This is a genomic window from Paenibacillus sp. OAS669, assembly GCF_014873645.1.
Taxonomy (GTDB): domain Bacteria; phylum Bacillota; class Bacilli; order Paenibacillales; family NBRC-103111; genus Paenibacillus_S; species Paenibacillus_S vulneris.
Window position 1 is genome coordinate 148,036 of record NZ_JADBDR010000003.1, and the last position, 16,701, is coordinate 164,736.

Annotated in this window: 17 protein-coding genes; 14 read left to right on the plus strand and 3 right to left on the minus strand. The window is 49.4% G+C overall.

Going from position 1 to position 16,701, the window contains the following annotated elements; all coding sequences use genetic code 11:
* Positions 1–61: 61 nt before the first annotated feature.
* Genes GGC63_RS08660 through GGC63_RS08685 form a run of 6 tightly spaced genes read left to right on the plus strand, consistent with a single transcriptional unit; the run spans position 62 to position 6,886 of the window.
* Positions 62–406 carry a cupin gene (locus GGC63_RS08660; RefSeq protein WP_079912327.1) on the plus strand — a complete coding sequence of 115 codons (345 nt, stop codon included), beginning with the start codon at positions 62–64 and terminating at the stop codon, positions 404–406.
* A gap of 47 nt (positions 407–453) precedes the next feature.
* Positions 454–1,512, plus strand: coding sequence for a TAXI family TRAP transporter solute-binding subunit (locus GGC63_RS08665; protein ID WP_192701944.1), 1,059 nt, complete (start codon positions 454–456; stop codon positions 1,510–1,512).
* Between the two features lie 25 nt (positions 1,513–1,537).
* Positions 1,538–3,421 carry a TRAP transporter permease gene (locus GGC63_RS08670; protein WP_192701945.1) on the plus strand — a complete coding sequence of 628 codons (1,884 nt, stop codon included), beginning with the start codon at positions 1,538–1,540 and terminating at the stop codon, positions 3,419–3,421.
* Positions 3,422–3,423: 2 nt separating this feature from the next.
* Complete coding sequence (locus GGC63_RS08675; RefSeq protein ID WP_192701946.1) at positions 3,424–4,818, plus strand: UbiD family decarboxylase; 1,395 nt, start codon at positions 3,424–3,426, stop codon at positions 4,816–4,818.
* Positions 4,819–4,851: 33 nt separating this feature from the next.
* On the plus strand, positions 4,852–5,433 hold the full coding sequence (locus tag GGC63_RS08680) for a UbiX family flavin prenyltransferase (RefSeq protein ID WP_079912331.1): 582 nt from the start codon (positions 4,852–4,854) through the stop codon (positions 5,431–5,433).
* A gap of 13 nt (positions 5,434–5,446) precedes the next feature.
* Positions 5,447–6,886: a 4-hydroxyphenylacetate 3-hydroxylase family protein gene (locus GGC63_RS08685; RefSeq protein ID WP_192701947.1), complete on the plus strand. Its 1,440-nt coding sequence runs from the start codon at positions 5,447–5,449 to the stop codon at positions 6,884–6,886.
* Between the two features lie 161 nt (positions 6,887–7,047).
* On the opposite strand, the gene GGC63_RS08690 is transcribed toward GGC63_RS08685, so the two are convergent.
* Entirely contained in the window at positions 7,048–7,701 is a 654-nt protein-coding gene (locus GGC63_RS08690) for a FusB/FusC family EF-G-binding protein (protein WP_192701948.1), read from the minus strand.
* A 390-nt stretch (positions 7,702–8,091) separates the two neighbouring features.
* Between GGC63_RS08690 and GGC63_RS08695 the strand changes: the two genes are divergently transcribed.
* The 3 genes from GGC63_RS08695 to GGC63_RS08705 all read left to right on the plus strand — a co-directional run bounded on the left by GGC63_RS08695 (position 8,092) and on the right by GGC63_RS08705 (position 10,072).
* Entirely contained in the window at positions 8,092–8,907 is an 816-nt protein-coding gene (locus GGC63_RS08695) for a TrmB family transcriptional regulator (RefSeq protein ID WP_192701949.1), read from the plus strand.
* Positions 8,908–9,020: 113 nt separating this feature from the next.
* Positions 9,021–9,755, plus strand: a complete 735-nt coding sequence (locus tag GGC63_RS08700) for an AzlC family ABC transporter permease (RefSeq protein ID WP_192701950.1) — start codon at positions 9,021–9,023, stop codon at positions 9,753–9,755.
* On the plus strand, positions 9,746–10,072 hold the full coding sequence (locus tag GGC63_RS08705) for an AzlD domain-containing protein (protein ID WP_192701951.1): 327 nt from the start codon (positions 9,746–9,748) through the stop codon (positions 10,070–10,072). The genes GGC63_RS08700 and GGC63_RS08705 overlap by 10 nt, the downstream gene beginning before the upstream one ends.
* Positions 10,073–10,188: 116 nt before the next feature.
* On the opposite strand, the gene GGC63_RS08710 is transcribed toward GGC63_RS08705, so the two are convergent.
* Positions 10,189–10,821, minus strand: coding sequence for an NAD(P)H-dependent oxidoreductase (locus GGC63_RS08710; protein WP_192701952.1), 633 nt, complete (start codon positions 10,819–10,821; stop codon positions 10,189–10,191).
* Positions 10,822–10,955: 134 nt separating this feature from the next.
* On the opposite strand from GGC63_RS08710, the gene GGC63_RS08715 reads away from it, so the two are divergent.
* From GGC63_RS08715 to GGC63_RS08730, 5 genes are all read left to right on the plus strand, one after another.
* Positions 10,956–11,315 (plus strand): winged helix-turn-helix transcriptional regulator, encoded by a 360-nt coding sequence (locus GGC63_RS08715; protein ID WP_192701953.1) that lies wholly within the window; start codon positions 10,956–10,958, stop codon positions 11,313–11,315.
* Positions 11,316–11,571: 256 nt separating this feature from the next.
* Positions 11,572–12,693, plus strand: coding sequence for a nucleotidyltransferase domain-containing protein (locus GGC63_RS08720; protein WP_192701954.1), 1,122 nt, complete (start codon positions 11,572–11,574; stop codon positions 12,691–12,693).
* Positions 12,694–12,756: 63 nt separating this feature from the next.
* Positions 12,757–13,488, plus strand: coding sequence for an aminoglycoside 3'-phosphotransferase (locus GGC63_RS08725; protein ID WP_192701955.1), 732 nt, complete (start codon positions 12,757–12,759; stop codon positions 13,486–13,488).
* Between the two features lie 25 nt (positions 13,489–13,513).
* Positions 13,514–13,636, plus strand: coding sequence for a hypothetical protein (locus GGC63_RS34850; RefSeq protein ID WP_256865443.1), 123 nt, complete (start codon positions 13,514–13,516; stop codon positions 13,634–13,636).
* A gap of 124 nt (positions 13,637–13,760) precedes the next feature.
* Positions 13,761–14,210, plus strand: a complete 450-nt coding sequence (locus tag GGC63_RS08730; RefSeq protein WP_192701956.1) for a methyltransferase — start codon at positions 13,761–13,763, stop codon at positions 14,208–14,210.
* 150 nt (positions 14,211–14,360) lie between these two features.
* Here the strand turns inward: GGC63_RS08730 and GGC63_RS08735 are convergent, their stop codons facing one another.
* A complete protein-coding gene (locus GGC63_RS08735; protein ID WP_318781006.1) occupies positions 14,361–16,616 on the minus strand; it encodes a helix-turn-helix domain-containing protein in 2,256 nt (751 codons plus the stop codon).
* Positions 16,617–16,701 lie beyond the last annotated feature (85 nt).

Sequence of the window (16,701 nt, forward strand, 5' to 3'; positions counted from 1 at the left end):
GGTGAAACAGCTAGAACTTGATGTGGAACGCTAATAAGCTTGATGAGAGGAGGTATGGCAGATGGCAAAGCCGGAACTGGAATTTACGGATTACCGACAATTTGAAGAGAAGCCCTTTAGTGCTGTGGAAGGGCTGACAGAAAGAGTGATTGCCAAGGATCCGGATTCGGGAGTGGCCACGCGCATCCTTATTTTTGCACCGAATACGGACACGACCCCGAACGGCGTTCAGGTTCACGATTTCTGGGAAGAGCTCTACATTATTGAAGGCTCTATCATTGATTTGAGCTTGAATCAAGAGTTTACGGCAGGCATGGTGGCATGCAGACCTCCCGGTATGAAGCATGGTCCATGGATTTCGCCTAACGGCTGCAAAACGTTTGAAGTTCGTTATTATTCCAAGTAGGGAAGGCATGTAGTGCCTAAACCAATACATTTGATGGAGGGGCAGTAATGAAATTATTCAGCAAAAAGTTTATGACCGCAGGCTTGTTGAGTCTCGCGTTAGTTGCAACGGCAGGATGCGGCACCAGTGGAGGAGCCAAAACTCCGGCGGCGCAGCCGGCTTCCAACGCGCCAAGCAGCACGATTCCGGCCAATATTAAATTCGCGACGAATACGCAGGGCAGCGCATGGTATGTGTATGGCGCTTCCATTGCGGAAATGATGCGTCCGGTGCTCAAAAATTCCACCCTGGACGTGCTTCCGTTCTCGGGAGGAGTCGGCAACGCGACCATGCTGAAGGATAAAAAGGCGGACATTGCGTTATCCTTCAGTATCACAAGCAAATGGGCCTATGAGGGTACCAACGCCTACACGGATAAACAACAGGACCTGCGTGCTCTTGTAGGCTCGATGGACCAATATTATGTGGGGCTGGTAGCCTCCAAATCGTTCGTAGATAAAAACAGCGTGAAATCGATCAAGGACATCGCCGACAAAAAGCTGCCGGTTCGCGTATACACGAACACCAAGGGAAGTTTGGCGGAATTCGCCACCAGACAAGTGTTGGAAGCTTATGGCTTGACTTATGACAATGTGAAAAAATTCGGCGGCAAAGTGGAGCTGACCTCCAATGACGTAATCCAAACCGCGTTCCAGAACGGTGAAGCCGATTTGCACATTCTGGTTATGCCTAAAGGCCATCCGACGATCAGCGAAATTGCCGTACATACTCCAATCGCTTTCATTCCGATGGAGAACGACGTCGTAGACAAGTTCAAGAAAATGGGCTACCAGGCAGCTACCTTGCCTAAGGATTCCTATAAGGGTCAAACGGCTGATGTACCGACGATCGGCTTCTCAAGCATGATCCTGACGACACTCGGCTTGAATGAGGAACTCGCCTACAACATTACCAAAACCATTATGGAAAACAAAGATAAGCTGGTTAACGCCCATGACGCGTTAAAGGACTTCGATACGACGAAGGCGATGGATCCAGCCAGCATCAACGTTCCGCTTCATCCAGGGGCTGAAAAATACTATAAGGAAAAGGGACTGTTAAAATAATGTTTGGAAGGAAGGACAATGCCGTATGAAAAAATTTCTGAGCTTACCCTCGCTTATTGCTATTGCATGGTCCGTATTCCAGTTATACACAGCCAGTTTCGGCAGTTTTCCCAGCGTCACTCAAAGAGCGATCCATGTCGGATTCGCTCTTGCTTTAACCTTTAGCTTGTTCAATGCGAAGAAAGAACACACCAGTACGTTGTCCAAGGTGTACAATTATGCGCTTGCCGTACTGGGCTTGATTCCCGGATTTTACATCGCTTTTTCCAGCGAACGGTTAAATTCCCGAATTCCTTATGTCGACGATATAACTGCATTAGACTGGATCATTGGCGTACTGACCGTACTCCTGCTTCTGGAAGCGTCCAGACGGACGGTCGGCTACGCCATGACTCTATTGGCCGTCATGTTCCTCTTGTACGGCTTCATTGGCCCGAGCTTGTCCGGTCTTCTTCAGCACCGCGGAATGAATTTCACGGAAATGGTAGACCTTCAATTTCTTTCCGTTGACGGTATTTTTGGTTCTCCTGTCGGAGTATCCGTTGATTTCGTATTTTACTTTATATTGTTCGGCGCCTTTCTGGAAATATCGGGGGGTGGCAAGCTGTTTATCGATATTGCTCACACCATTACCCGCAGAACCGTGGGCGGACCGGCCAAAGCAGCCGTTGTCGCCAGCAGCTTGATGGGAACGATCAGCGGCAGCGCCGCCGCCAACGTTGCGAGCGTCGGGATTTTCACCATTCCTTTGATGAGAAAATCAGGCTATACCGGCATGTTTGCCGCATCGGTTGAAGCGCTGGCCTCCACAGGGGGGCAAATCCTGCCTCCTATTATGGGCGCCGCTGCGTTCATTATGGCAGATATGCTGGGGGTTAAGTACAGCGCGGTTTGTTTGGCGGCCCTGATTCCGGCCATTCTGTATTATCTTTCCGTCTATGTCATGGTCGACCTGAAGGCTAGAAAAGAAGGCATGGGCCGCAGCGAGGTCGAGGACGAGCACGCCGTAGAGAAAAAGGAAATATTGAACAGGCTGCATCTGCTCATTCCTTTGGCTCTGCTGGTTGTCCTGATCTTCGCCGGCTTCACCCTTCAAAAAGCGGCGTTCTGGTCTATCGTCGTTATTGTTATTACCAGCTTTATCCGCAAAAATACGAGGTTTACGCTCGTGAAAATATTTGAAGCGCTCGAAAGCGGCGCCAAGCAATCGATTCAGGTCGCCATTCCGTGTGCGGTAGCGGGCATTATCGTCGGCGTTATTGTATATTCCGGCCTTGGTCTGAAATTCACAAGCTTGATCATCGAATTCTCCATGGGCAATTATGTGATCAGCTTGCTGCTTATATGCCTGGCCTGCATTATTCTCGGCATGGGAATGCCGACGACCTCGGCTTATATTATGGCCGCCGTATTGATGGCTCCGGCGCTGCAGCAATTCGGCGTTGAGAAAATGACGGCTCACATGTTCGTATTTTACCTGGCTTGCTTGTCCATGATTACACCGCCTGTCGCCCTGGCCAGCTACAGTGCTGCGGGGATCGCAGGTACGAAGCCTTTCCAGACAGGGTTTGTAGCGTTCTACTATGGCATTCCGGTGCTGCTCATTCCGTTTGCGTTCATCATGAGTCCGGAATTGCTGTTAATCGGTGATTGGCAGCACATTCTATTAGCGGTCTTCTTTACCTGCGCCGGCATATTCGCTCTGTGTGCGGGCGTGGTCGGCTACATGTTCCGTGATATGAACATCTTGATCCGACTGTGCTTCTATATTGTATCGATCTGCATGATCGTTCCTGAGATTATATCGAGCATCGTCGGTCTGGCCGGATTGATTGTGCTGTGCATTTATCAAAAGTACACCAAACCGCAGGTCAAGCAAGTACTATCTCATGATGGAGGCGGAGTATAAAGATGATAGCAAATAGTTTGAGATCCTGGCTGCAGTATATGAACGAATCCGGTCAATTGGCGGTAGTAGACAAGCATGTATCGACGGAATTTGAGATCGCGGCGTTGACCAAGCAATATGACGGCGTCAAGCCGGTGTTCTTCCCGAAGGTTTCTGGCTACACCACTTCGGCTGTAGCGGGGATCGCCAGCACCCGTTCCCATTTTGCACAGGCGCTCGGGTGCAAGGAAGAGGAGATGATTCCGAAATTTCTCGAAGCCATTGATCATCCGCTGCCGACCGAGCCGGTATCGAGCGACGCGGCTCCTGTCCATGAGGTCGTTATCGATACGGACATCGATCTGTTGAAGCTATTCCCGATCCCGATTCATCAAGAGAAGGATTCCGGTCCGTATATCAGCGCGGGGCTTGCCATTGTCCGGGACCCGGAAACCGGCAATCAGAACGTCTCCATTCACCGGCTTCAGGTTTCGGGGCCCAATCGTCTCGGGGCGCTGATTTTGCCGAGACATACGTTTAATTTTTACAAAAAGATGGAAGAGAAGGGGCTTCCGTTGGAAATCGCCATCGTCATCGGCGTCGATCCGATTCTGATGCTGGCTTCACAAGCCATTGCGCCGCTGGGTCAGGATGAATTGGAGATTGCGGGCGCTTTGAAGAACGCCCCGATCCCGGTAGTCCGCTGCAAAACCGTCAATATCGATGTTCCCGCACATGCGGAGATCGTGTTGGAAGGTAAAATTTTGCCGAAGGTACGTGAACCGGAAGGTCCATTCGGGGAGTTCCCGGCTTATTACGGAGCCAAGAGCAATAAAGAAGTCATAGAGATCCATTGCGTTACGCACCGCAAGGACCCGATTTATCAGACCTGCCTTGCCGGCTCGGACGAGAACCTGCTGCTGGGAGGAATTCCTCGTGAAGCGTCGCTGTTAAGATCCTTGAAAAATACGGTACCGACGGTTCGTAACGTTCATCTGACCAAAGGCGGCAAATGCCGCTTTCACATGGTCGTTTCCATGAAAAAGCGGAACGAGGGCGAAGCGAAAAACGTGATTTTGGCTGCCTTTGCCGGCCATTACGATGTGAAAAAAGTGATTGTCGTGGATGAAGAAATCGATATTTTTGATATGGATCAGGTCGACTGGTGCTTGGCGACGCGGTTTCAGGCGGAGCACGATCTGGTCGTCGTTCACCGGGCGTTAGGCTCGAAGCTAGATCCGTCGACGGACAACGGGGTCGGCTCCAAGATGGGCTTCGATTGTACGGTGCCGTTAAGTGCGGCCCCGAATGACTATGAAGTCACCCGGATTCCGAACTTTGCGGAATACGTGCAAAACGCGGTCGTGACGGACCGGCTGCCGCAGCAGATCGTCGACCGTTATTTTGGAAATAACTAAGTAACGAAACGACAAACGACGGAGGACTCCTGAATGAAAAGAATCATCGTTGGTATTACCGGAGGTTCAGGTGCCATCTATGGCGTGCGATTATTGGAAGCCTTGAATGAGCTGGGGGCTGAGACCCATCTGATTATTAGCGAATGGGGAGAGAAGACGATTCAGATGGAAACATCGTATTCCCTCAATCAGGTGAAGAAGATGGCTTCCGTCTATCATAGCGTGAAAAATCAGGCTGCAAGCGTATCCTCCGGCTCCTTCCGCGTCGACGGTATGGTCATTGCTCCGTGCAGCATGAAGACGCTGGCAGGGGTTGCCTCCGGATTAGCCTCCGATCTGGTAACCCGGGCAGCGGACGTCATGCTGAAGGAAGGCAAGAAGCTGATTTTGCTGACAAGAGAATCCCCATTAAACCTGATTCATGTGCGGAATATGGAAACAGTCATTTTGGCGGGTGCGATGGTCTTTCCCCCGATGCCTGCTTTTTACAATAAACCGCAGACGATTGATGATATCGTAAATCATACGGTAGGCCGGGTTCTCGACCAGTTTGGCTATGATCCGGATTGGGTCAAACGGTGGGGCTCCATCGAGCGGGGGCCGGAAGCCAGGTGAAAGGAAGAAAAGGATGGTAAGGAACGGCAAGCAATACAAGGAATCTTTGAAGGATCATCGCTGCATCTATATTAACGGCGAGCGCGTTAAAGATGTGACGACCCATCCCGCCTTCTCAGGTATTGTCGAATCATTCTCCAAGCTGTACGATATTGCCGCCGATCCGGCGAACCGAATGACCTACACCACAGTGGACGGTACCATTGCGAATCGAATCTTTATGATACCGAGAAGCAGGGAAGACTTGGCGAACCGCCGTCAAGCGATAACCCGTTGGGCAGAGGCGACCTGCGGTTTTGCCGGGAGGAGCCCTGATCACGTTGCCAGTTTTTTGTCAGGCTTTGCGAGCCACCCGGAAGTGTTCGGTGATAGGGCGCAAAACGTTCTCGATTTCTATCAATACGCAAGGGATCATGATCAATTCGTTACTTATGTCATCATCCCTCCGCAAATCGACCGTACTAAAACGGCACATGAGCAGGAGGAGAAATTCCTCCCTGTCGGAGTGTATGAGGAACGAGAAGACGGGATCATCGTACGAGGATCGCAAATGCTAGGGACCAGCTCGGCTGTGTCCAATTATTTGTTTTGCAGCAGCATTACCCCTCTGCGTCCTGGGGACGAGGATTATGCGATATCGTTTGTCGTGCCGATGGATGCGCCGGGGCTGAAGCTGTACGCACGGCAAAGCTTTGCCGCGGATAAGCCGAGTACTTATGATTATCCGTTATCGACCCAGTTCGATGAAAGTGACTCACTCGTGGTCTTTGATGATGTGTTCATCCCATGGAAGCATGTTTTTGTCTACAAAAATATTGAAGCGACTCGTGCGCAGTTTATGGTGACGCCAGCTCACGCTCTGGGCAACAACCAGGCACAGACCCGTCTGGCCGTGAAGATGAAGTTCCTGATCGGAGTGGCGAGGAAAATAACGGAAATGAACGGAACGGACAAATTTCCTCAGGTGCAGGAACGGCTCGGGGAGCTGGCTTCGTTAGCTGCTTCGGTAGAAGGGATGCTGCTGGCCTCCGAGTACGAATGCATCATTGACGGCAATGGGGTAGCCAGGCCGCACGGACGGTTCTTGTACGGGATTGTCGGCATGCAGGATAAGATCTATTCTTCGGTCATCAGCATTCTGCGCGAGCTGGTAGGCGGCGGCGTCCTTCAGGTGCCGTCTTCATATAGAGAGCTTATGAATCCGGAGACACGGGGAGATATGGAGCGTTATATCCGCTCGACCGGCGTGAAGGCGGAGCAGAAGGTCCAGTTGTTCAAGCTGGCGTGGGATATTATCGGCTCCGAATTCGGGGGGCGGCACCAGCAGTACGAAATGTTCTACAACGGAGCGCCGTATGTGGCCAAAGGATATTCCTTCCGTCATTACGGCTATGAGGAGCCGCTTGCGCTGGTCAATGCCTTTTTGGACAGCTATGGCTTGCCGTCCTCCTAATACTTCATGAGCTAAGCTATGAACTGGGGTATTCTTTTTCCTGGTACATTATGTCCGGTAGAGCTTCATGGATGGGAAAATAAATCAAAAGGGGATAATACGCAGATCGTATTTATCCCCTCTTGAACGTGAAAAGGGCGGCTGATAGCCGCCCTAGTTTGTTAGCCTATGACATGATGGATAAACTTCTCTAAGGAAGTCAGATCCGTAATGTTTTTGTTGCATGCATCGCTATGGATGCACATATAGTTGCCGACCGCTTTGTAATAATCGGAAGAAGCATTTGCAGGCCGAGATTTGGATATGGCGGAGAATAAAGCGACCTCTTCGTGCCTGTTGCATATGAAGCAGACGCCTTTCTTATGGGTCGGCGTAAATTTTCCTTCCAGACCGATAATTTGGCCATTCAGCTGATACACAATAAACATCTTGTTGGTGGAGATATCCAGCCAGCCAAGATAGGTGATGCGGTCATTGCGGATAGAGCTCCAATCCGGCATCGCCAATTTTTTGTTTTTATGAAACAGCTTCTTGATCTGCTTCTCCGTTACTTGCGGAAATTCGATCAAGTACGGCTCCAAGGAACGTCCATAGGCATGAAAGTCCTCCGCGGTTTTCAAGCTGGAAATCGCGGACAGCAATTGCCGCTGTTCTTCCGTAAGCGATTCAAAGACTTCTATGATTTTGGACTCTGCGCTGAACCGGACGGATTCTATGATCTTGGGGTCCGCCACTGTTCTGTACGTATGCTGCAGAATGTCCATTTGTTTGAGAATAAGGTTATACTGGTGGTTTCTAATAAAAGGTTGAGTCATGAGTTTCAGCTCCTTATAGTTTGAAAATGAAAAATTATAAGGCGCAAAACCAATTATTAGAAACGATATTAAGCTCAAATGGGCGATATAATGTTTATCTGATGTCCCGCCCCATGCAAAGTATCGCCTCCAATACTAGGCTTTGCATGAGTGAAGCGAGCCCCGGCAAAGTGTTTTGCCACTGGTTATCACCTCCATAAGAAATTATATAATGCCTGCACTCCGCATTCAACAGGTAACTTCTGTTTTAGTCATTTTTTCGTCAGCATAGGGCAAAAAAATACGGCTTGGCAGCACAGACAGATGGACGAAATACGGCGAATTTCCTCATTGACGAATAAATCGATTGTTTGTATAGTAAGTATAACACTAACTACTATAAGGAGTCTTATGGACGACATCTATAAAGAGCTGCAAAAATTAGGGTTTTCCCAATATGAATGCAAAGCTTACGTAGGCTTGTTGAAGAACTACCCGATTACCGGTTATGAGATCAGCAAGCGTTCAGGAGTTCCTCGTTCCATGATTTATGAGGTGTTAGGCAAGCTGTTGGATAAAGGTGCTGTCTATACAGTACCTTCCGAGCCGGTGACCTATGCCCCATTGCCGGCCAAGGAGCTGATAAGCCGCCTGAGAAGCACCTTCGAGCAATCGTTCGATTACCTGGAGAAAAGCCTCTCCGCGCTGGAAAGCGAGCAGGAAATCGACGTCATCCGGCGTATCAGCAGCGATGAGCTCGTGAACGCAGAGATGATCGAAATGATAGAGAAGGCCGATAAGGAGCTGTGGCTGTCGATTTGGGAGCCTCAAGTCGGAACGGTGAAGGAGGCTGTCGACCGCCGCGTGAAGGATGGGCTGGATGTGTTTTCCTGTGTGTTCGGGGCTCCGGACATCAAGCTCGGTACCACGACCCATCATAACTACATGGCTCCCGAAGTTCCCGAACAGAGGGCGAACGGGCATCTGACAGTGATTACAAGAGACCATGAAGAGGTGCTGATCGCCAACTTCAATCCGAGTGCCGCCGCGACGGCTTGGGCGGTCAAAACGCAGGACCCTGCGCTCGTGTTAGTTGCCATTGAATACATAAGGCATGACATCATGTTTGCGGAGGTTGCGACTCATTTTGGTCCGGACAAAATCAAGGATTTTTGGACGAATCGGCCAGATTTGTACCAGGTAGTGACGGGGAAACGATTTAAGTGATTTGTTTATCTAAGCGGTTCAATTCGTTGAACCGTATTTTCTTTGAAATTTTGGTAGTAGTTAGCTGAATAACCTCTGTTATTCGCAAGATGAACGATGAAGAAGGGACTGCTATGAGTACAAAACCAATTCACGCACAGACCGTATTGTCGCAAAAGGATGAGGAAAGCTTTCTTCAAGGAGTCAAAGACTGCCTGCCGACCCTGCTCGGATACGTAAGCATAGGGATCGCCGCGGGGGTCGTGATGACGACAGCGGGCTTGAGCATCTCCGAGATTACTTTGTTTTGCCTGCTGCTCTACGCCGGTTCGGCACAATTCATTGCCGTCGGAATGATGGCTTCCAGCAGCTCTGTTACGGCTATTGCTATCACGACTTTATTCGTGAATGCCCGTTACATTTTACTAAGTGCGTCCATTTCGCCCTATTTCAAGCATCTTTCTTCATTTAAGAATTTTCTGGTCGGTACCCTGCTGTCAGACGAGACCTTCGGAGTCGCCATGAACAAGGCGGTGAAGACGAAGGAAATCAACGAGAAATGGATGCATGGGCTGAACATTACCGCCTATCTCGGATGGTGGCTGGCTAATTTGGCAGGCGCCTACCTGGGACAATGGATCACGAATCCCGAGCAATGGGGGCTTGATTTTGCCTTGGTGGGCATGTTTATCGGCCTGCTGGTGCTGTCTCTTGCCGGCAGAAAAAATATGAGACGCGATCTCGTTGTCGGTATCGTAGCGGTTGTGGTCGGGATAGGCAGCACCTTCATCGTCTCCGGGAGCTTTGGCATCATCATTGCAACTGTTGTTGCGGCTACGGTAGGAATGGGGATGGAAAAGTGGAAGTAAGAGGGTACGTCTTGTTAGTCATTATCGCGGCGGCTGTCGTCACGCTGATTCCCCGGGTCGTACCGTTGATGGTGCTAAGCCGCTTTGAGCTCCCGGCGTGGGCCATGCGCTGGCTCAACTACGTGCCTGTTGCAGTCATGGCTGCGCTAGTAGGTCAGGAGCTATTTGTCCATGATGGAGCAGTGCCTCCGATTTCCCGAAATCTGGAGCTTTGGGCGGCCATCCCGAGCTTTATGGTAGCCGTCTTGACCCGCAGCATCTTGGGGACTGTATTATCGGGCGTTGTCGTCCTGATGGTTTTGCGTCATTTTTTTTAGATCGGAAAAAGACACCGGCAAGGTGTCTTTTTTGTAAGCTCCTCAGCCTGTTGAAAAACTTCAGCAGGCTTTTTTGTATTTGCGGATTTCGGCTCGAGAACGATGCCAACGCCTGGTTAGAAACGTTGGGCAGCTTCCTTCGCATGAGCGATTGCTTTTTCCTTAATAGCTGGAGCTCGCTCTAATGATGCCGTTCCTTCCACAAAAATGGCCTCCATAGATGGAATCCCATAGAACTGTAAAATCTTTTTCAGATAGCTGTAGCCCATTTCAATTGAAGCAAGGGGACCTTCCGAATAAACGGAACCGCTGGCTTGAATGTGTAAGGCTTTCTTGCCGGACAACAGACCTACAGGACCATTTTTGGTATATTTGAAAGTCTTGCCCGGAATGGAAGTCGCATCCGTATATGCTTTCATTACCGGCGGGATCGAGAAATTCCACATGGGGGAAACATATACGTACTTATCAGCAGCCACGTATTGATCAACAATCGCCTCAAGACGAGCTACTTTTGATTTCTCGGCATCAGACAGTTGATCGAAGGATGATCCCGACCGCAGCTTTCCCCAACCACGTAAAACATCGGCATCAAATTGCGGAGTATTCTCTTTGTACAGATCCAAATGAACAACTTCATCTGTCGGGTTTGCTTCTCGGTACGCTTCAATAAATGCGTTGCCGACCGTAAGGCTAAAAGATTCCTGAGGATCAAGAGGATGTGCGGTGATGTACAGTACTGTTGCCATGAATTAAAACTTCCCTTCTGTAATAAGAGTAAATACAGTTTCTGGACTGATCATATAATATATATATGGTTTTGTTAAGTAGGCACAAATATGTGGTATAGTATTAAAAAAGGTACTGTATCGGAGGTCAACGTATGCAAAAGAACCCTGTCCAATGTCAATTCGTCGTGGCTCTGGATTCGATCGTCGGCAAATGGAAGCCGATTATCCTTTATCATTTGCTTCAAGGTAAACCTTTGCGGTTCAATGAGCTAAGAAGATTGCTGCCTGATATCACTCAAAGGATGCTTACGCTCCATCTGCGGGAATTGGAGGAGGAAGAGATCATTAAACGAGTCATTTATCCGCAAGTCCCGCCGAAAGTGGAATACTCCATCACGGAATACGGCATGACCCTGTCTCCCATTTTGGAAGCCTTACATCAATGGGGAGTGGCCCATGTCGAGCGAAAGCAGCTCAAAAAAGCGAAAAATGAACAAGCAGAAACGGACTAGCGTTCGATACGACGCTAGTCCGTATCATTCTGCATCGAATCAGCCATGGGTCCACTTTGTGGGGGGTTCTTATATATTTCGGGGCTCCCCGCAAAGTACCAGAATAGGCTCCGAAGCTAAGGCTTCACTTTGTGGGGCCATCAATGGGCAGGTAAAAAATGATTATAGTACTACATTATTGGAAAAAAATCCTATATAGTTATTCCAGCGGGATCCAATATCGGATTCGTATGATGGGATATAGGGGGATAACACGGTGGATGTTTTTGCTGTAGCGGAGCTATTGGTCCAACGGATCAGGAAGCATTATCCGCAGGATATAGCCATTGCCGGTTACTACGGCTCTTATTTGCAGGGAAGGGCCACTGAACGGTCGGATCTTGATTTTTTCTTCATCCCCGCCACGGACAGAGGGCAGGAAGTAGAGCTTCAGTTTATTATAGATGGAATCGGCTTCGATTTTTGGCCAATCCGCTGGGAACGTGCCGAGAAGATGGCGGCCTTCGAGAATTGGAGCACCACCATTATTGCGGACTGCGAGCTGCTGTATGTCCGGTCGGAGGAGGATTACGCCAGATTTTTGGGCCTCCGAGATAAAATCGCTTCAATGAAGGAGCCGGATCAGGCTGACGGCCTGCTTGATAAAGCGGAAGCCATACTGCACAATGGACTGCTGAACTTGACGAAAATGCGCCTTGCCGGCGGCAGCCTGGACTTATCTTATTGCCGGATGCTGGCTCACGAAGTCATCGTGTCTCTTTTTGAAAGCCTCGCTTTGGTAAACCAAACGTATTATACGCGCATGTGGGGCCATTTTCGCGAGCAGGTACGAAGCCTGCCGATTCAGCCGGAAGCGTTGGACAGCTGCCTCGATACGGTGATGTTCAGCCGTTCAACAACAGAAATTGTGCAGGCCTGTGAACAAATGACCGGGGATATGCTGCATCTCCTTGCCAACAAAAGGAAGAACAGGCGCGGGAGCAGGGGCCGCTCTTATCATGAACGCATGAAGGGATACTACGAAGAAACGAAGGGCCTGCTGAACAAAATGCTGACCGCCTGCGAGCAAGGTCACTATGAAACGGCCCATTTTACCGCGATCCATGTTCAAGACAGCCTGGCGCAAATTCTCTATGAGGCGGAAGAGGGGCAGAAACCTCCGCTCCTTGACCTGGGGGACTATCGCCATTATTACCAAAGGTTCGGCTACCCGGACATGATAGCTCTTCTGGACCCCGACGATTTTGAGCCGCTGCGTGCAGCTGTATTGGAGATGGCCGAACGGCTGGAGCGGCATCTTCGCTCGGAAGAGGTGACTATACGCCAATTCCATTCGGTTGCTGATTTCGAATGTTATTTAAATGGGCTGCATCCATAACCCGTTTCTAATGCGGTGTGCGTGTTTGGTCCTATGAATGAATAGGGATGGAGTGGATGATTGATGAGAAAAAACATAACGGACTTTGATAAGGAAACTGTTCCTGCCTCCGTTAGACCTTTATTAGACAAGGCAGTGATTTATGACAGCAGCTGCTCGGAAGAAGCCAGAACCCTGCTTGTGGAGGGAACCGACAGGTCTTTTCTCAAAATAAGCAAGCGGGGGCGTCTGAAGCGGGAATTTGAAATGACGCAATACCTGCACCGCTGCCATGGGCTAGCTCCTAATGTGATGGCCTATGATTTCGATGAAGATCACGACTATTTAGTTACGCAAGCGGTAGCGGGAGAAGACGGTACGTCGGAAGCACATATCGCAAATCCGATGAAATTAGCCGGTGTGTTCGGGGAGTATTTAAGAATGCTTCACTCCCTTCCGGCAGAGGGCTGCCCCTATCTTCATAGAACGATGGAAATGCTGGAGGAAACGGGGAGTCGGCTTAGTCCGGTCATCGTACAGCAGATTCAGAGTGCGGCGGAGGATCATGTATTAATTCATGGGGATTACTGCTTGCCTAACATCATTATGGATAACTTCGCATTGAAGGGGTTTATCGACCTCGGATACGGCGGGGTTGGAGACCGGCATTATGATCTGTACTGGGGCATGTGGACGCTCGCCTATAATTTGAAGACAGACCGATACATGGATGCATTTCTTGATGCCTATGGGAGACAGGATGTGGATGAGGAACGGTTGAAACTTTTTACATTGTGGATGGATTCGGTGGATTGAGTGGGCAGCACAGCTGGTCAATAAAGTGACGGAGCCGATAGAGAACGATCATCTTATGAAATGGATTGATATGGGGCGGGCGGAGGAGTTGTTCCATGAGCATCATGTCTGGGCAGTTAAGCGCTGGCTGGAACTAAAGCCGCAATAAATTTATACACAATCCTCTCCTGCCGGACAAAAAAAGAAGTAATTCAAAGGAAACTTTTTACAATCTTGTACGTCTACATAGTATAAGGATGCAAGGGAATGAATGCCGAAGGAGAGGATAGGGAATGAAAGGCAATCAATTTGTTCTAGTGCTGCTATTGACCACACTTTGTATTCTTAATGCCTGTGCCGACGACAAGGCTGACGGCTCCAAGAGCATGGTTTATGAAAATACGAAGCATCGCTTTACGCTGGACATTCCTGTGAAGTGGAAGAATCAATATACGGTAACAGAGGGGAATGATCGAATTACCTTTGCCAACAAGATCAACGGTCCGGCAGGGCAGTTATTTACGGTAGAGGTATGGCCCAAGGCAAAGTGGGAAAAGGATGGGACGGAGCTTGTGAAGCTTATTCCTGTTACGAAGATTGGCGAGACCGGGGATACGGTCTTTACTTTTCATACCCCTTCCGATGTTCAATATGTGCCGGACGACGAGAACAAGAAGCAGCAGTACCTGTCTATGTTTCACGATGTGGAGTCTATTCGCAATTCGTTCAAGCTGAAACACTAAAATGTTGTAAACGCTTACTATAGAAAGATTAAGGAGATACAATATGGCCCAAATGCTGCTGACCTCCTGCGGGTTCCCCACTGCTCCAAGGCCGGCTAGTTTTCGCAAAATGGGAAACACAGGCGCGCAAAGCGGCCTGTGTTTTTATTTTCACCCCATGCGGACGTTCACAGCCTTCCGGTATTCAGCCGGGGTTACCCCGAACCGTTTTTTGAACATGCGGTGGAAATAGGAGCTGCTGGTATATCCCGTTTTCTCCGCAATTTCAGCAATCGAGCTGTCGCTTTGCTCCAGGTGCTCCTTGGCTTTCTTCAGACGGACCTCGTTAATCACATCCACAATGGCATTCAGCGTCTGCTGTTTATACACGCGGCTGACATAAATAGAAGACATGGAGACCTGTTCTGCGATCCAGTTGAGGCACAGATTCGGATCGGCATAATGCCGGTCAATAAGCTCGTTGATGCTGCGGATCAGATCACCCTGCTTCATCGTTCTCTTTTCTACGAGCTTGCTTTGGATTTCATCCAGGAAAGCATGGAAGGAGCTCGTCAGCTCCTCCACCGTCTCTACGGTTTCGACCGACGGCATATAAATGTCCAGCCCGCTGCGAAACTCCAATGCCCCGTTCTTCTGGATCGTATAGATCAAATTATTGATCGTCATGGACAAATGGGAGATCGCAAGCCGCATCACATGAATCGGATAATGGGACGTCTCCTGAACAATGTCGTCAAAGATCGCCTTCGCTTCCTCCATTTTCCCCGCCATAATCGCATCGCTTAGCCGTTTGCCCTTTTCTACAGGATATACATATTCCCTCGATTTCAACGCCACAATATCCTCGGAATCAATCAGGCAGCCATGTCCGTAAAACATGCGGTGCAGCGCCGCTTCCTTTACCTGCTCATAGAGCGGATGGAGGTGGTGAGGCTGGTTAGTAACCGGACTGTAGGCAATAGAGACGCTGATGGACAGGAAATCATGAATCGCTTTTTGAATTTGCTGAAGCCGCTCCACAAACCCTTTTTCGCTGACTGAAGTCTGCTCTTCCGATAGATTCACCAGCATCGTGATGCTGTCATCGTCCATGTCTACCGTTTCCGCTTGATAGGGGCTCGACATAATTTCCGAGCTGATATTCATCATGGCGTACTTATAAAGGGGCAGATCCTTGCCGTTACTGGCCTTCAGCTTCTGGAAACGGTCGATTCTCAGAATAACGACCCGGTAATCCTGATGGAATTGAAAGGTGATGCCAATGCTTTTCAAGCTTTCCGGCTTCAGCTCGCTCGATAAAGAACGCGTGCCGAGCAGCAGCCGCCGAAGGGCATTTTGCTTGATGGTCTGGAAATGATCACGCCTCTCGGTCTCCAGCGAATGGACCTTATGCATCATTCGTCGAATCGGCCTGTACAGGATGCCGGATAGCAGCCAGGAGATGATGAACCCTGCAAGCAGGATAACGGAGGCAATAGCCATCGTCGTATTCCGGATCGTTCCGATGCTGTTCGTTAACGCACGGTAAGGAGTAATTCTTACGTACTGCCAGCCCAGGGAATCCTTCTCGGTAAACGTGACCAGGGCTTTCTCCCCGTTAATCTTATCGATGAAGTAACCGGATTTGCTGCCGGCCACATGGTTCAGAATCAGAGCATTATCCGCTTCGGACCAGTTGGGGGGCAGCAGCGTCGTGATGGACAGCATCCGGTTCTTGTCATCCAGGATGTACGCTTGCCCCGGCGTGCTCTCATGATCCGGCGCAATGTCCTTATTAATCCATGAGGCCGAAATATTCACCACGACAGCCGAATTGATCGTCTGATTTTTGTTAATGGCGTCATAACAGAGATAGGTGTAAGCGCTTATCGTTTCCTTCGTATCCGAGCTGATATCGTACGATCTGGGAATCGGTGTAAACGGTTTATATTCATTGAAATGCGACAGGATATCAAGAATGCCGGTATCCGCCAGCTCGCTGCGCGTGAAGATTCCGTTCTGCCCGGAATGCGCCGCTACGTAAAAGGTATCCGAAGCCGAATTATACACCAGAATCGATTCGATAAACGGCATGGAATTCAAATAGTTGGAAATTTCCACCATAGCGGCTGTGACGTCATAAATATTGGGAACCGGATAGTACAGCAGCTTCCCGATCGTACTGTTGCGGTAAATCTGAAAGGAAAGGGCCTGTGCGCTGTCCGTCATGCCAATGACTTCCTTGCTCTTGCCGGTCAAGCTGTTTACATCGGATTGGTAAGCCTGCTCCAAAGCAATGCCCGTGTAGTTTCTATAATAGACGTATGAAGAGATCATAAGCGTTACCGCAATACACAAAGTGATGCTCATGAGAAAGACCGTGTAGAGCTTGCGGTTTTTTACAAAGGATCGGATATTCACATTCACTAGGGGCACCTCCACTCCGAACTAGGAAATCGTGTAGAAATCATACTATACCAGACAAAACGTAGTCCAGTTAAAAAACACAACC

Bases quoted from the DNA above. Each gene is read 5' to 3' on its own strand.
- GGC63_RS08685 (WP_192701947.1), top strand. From the start codon at position 5,447: ATGGTAAGGAACGGCAAGCAATACAAGGAATCTTTGAAGGATCATCGC.
- GGC63_RS08730 (WP_192701956.1), top strand. From the start codon at position 13,761: ATGAAAGGCAATCAATTTGTTCTAGTGCTGCTATTGACCACACTTTGT.
- GGC63_RS08670 (WP_192701945.1), top strand. From the start codon at position 1,538: ATGAAAAAATTTCTGAGCTTACCCTCGCTTATTGCTATTGCATGGTCC.
- GGC63_RS08700 (WP_192701950.1), top strand. From the start codon at position 9,021: ATGAGTACAAAACCAATTCACGCACAGACCGTATTGTCGCAAAAGGAT.
- GGC63_RS08715 (WP_192701953.1), top strand. From the start codon at position 10,956: ATGCAAAAGAACCCTGTCCAATGTCAATTCGTCGTGGCTCTGGATTCG.
- GGC63_RS08680 (WP_079912331.1), top strand. From the start codon at position 4,852: ATGAAAAGAATCATCGTTGGTATTACCGGAGGTTCAGGTGCCATCTAT.
- GGC63_RS08725 (WP_192701955.1), top strand. From the start codon at position 12,757: ATGAGAAAAAACATAACGGACTTTGATAAGGAAACTGTTCCTGCCTCC.
- GGC63_RS08665 (WP_192701944.1), top strand. From the start codon at position 454: ATGAAATTATTCAGCAAAAAGTTTATGACCGCAGGCTTGTTGAGTCTC.
- GGC63_RS08710 (WP_192701952.1), bottom strand. From the start codon at position 10,821: ATGGCAACAGTACTGTACATCACCGCACATCCTCTTGATCCTCAGGAA.
- GGC63_RS08690 (WP_192701948.1), bottom strand. From the start codon at position 7,701: ATGACTCAACCTTTTATTAGAAACCACCAGTATAACCTTATTCTCAAA.
- GGC63_RS08695 (WP_192701949.1), top strand. From the start codon at position 8,092: ATGGACGACATCTATAAAGAGCTGCAAAAATTAGGGTTTTCCCAATAT.
- GGC63_RS08660 (WP_079912327.1), top strand. From the start codon at position 62: ATGGCAAAGCCGGAACTGGAATTTACGGATTACCGACAATTTGAAGAG.
- GGC63_RS08675 (WP_192701946.1), top strand. From the start codon at position 3,424: ATGATAGCAAATAGTTTGAGATCCTGGCTGCAGTATATGAACGAATCC.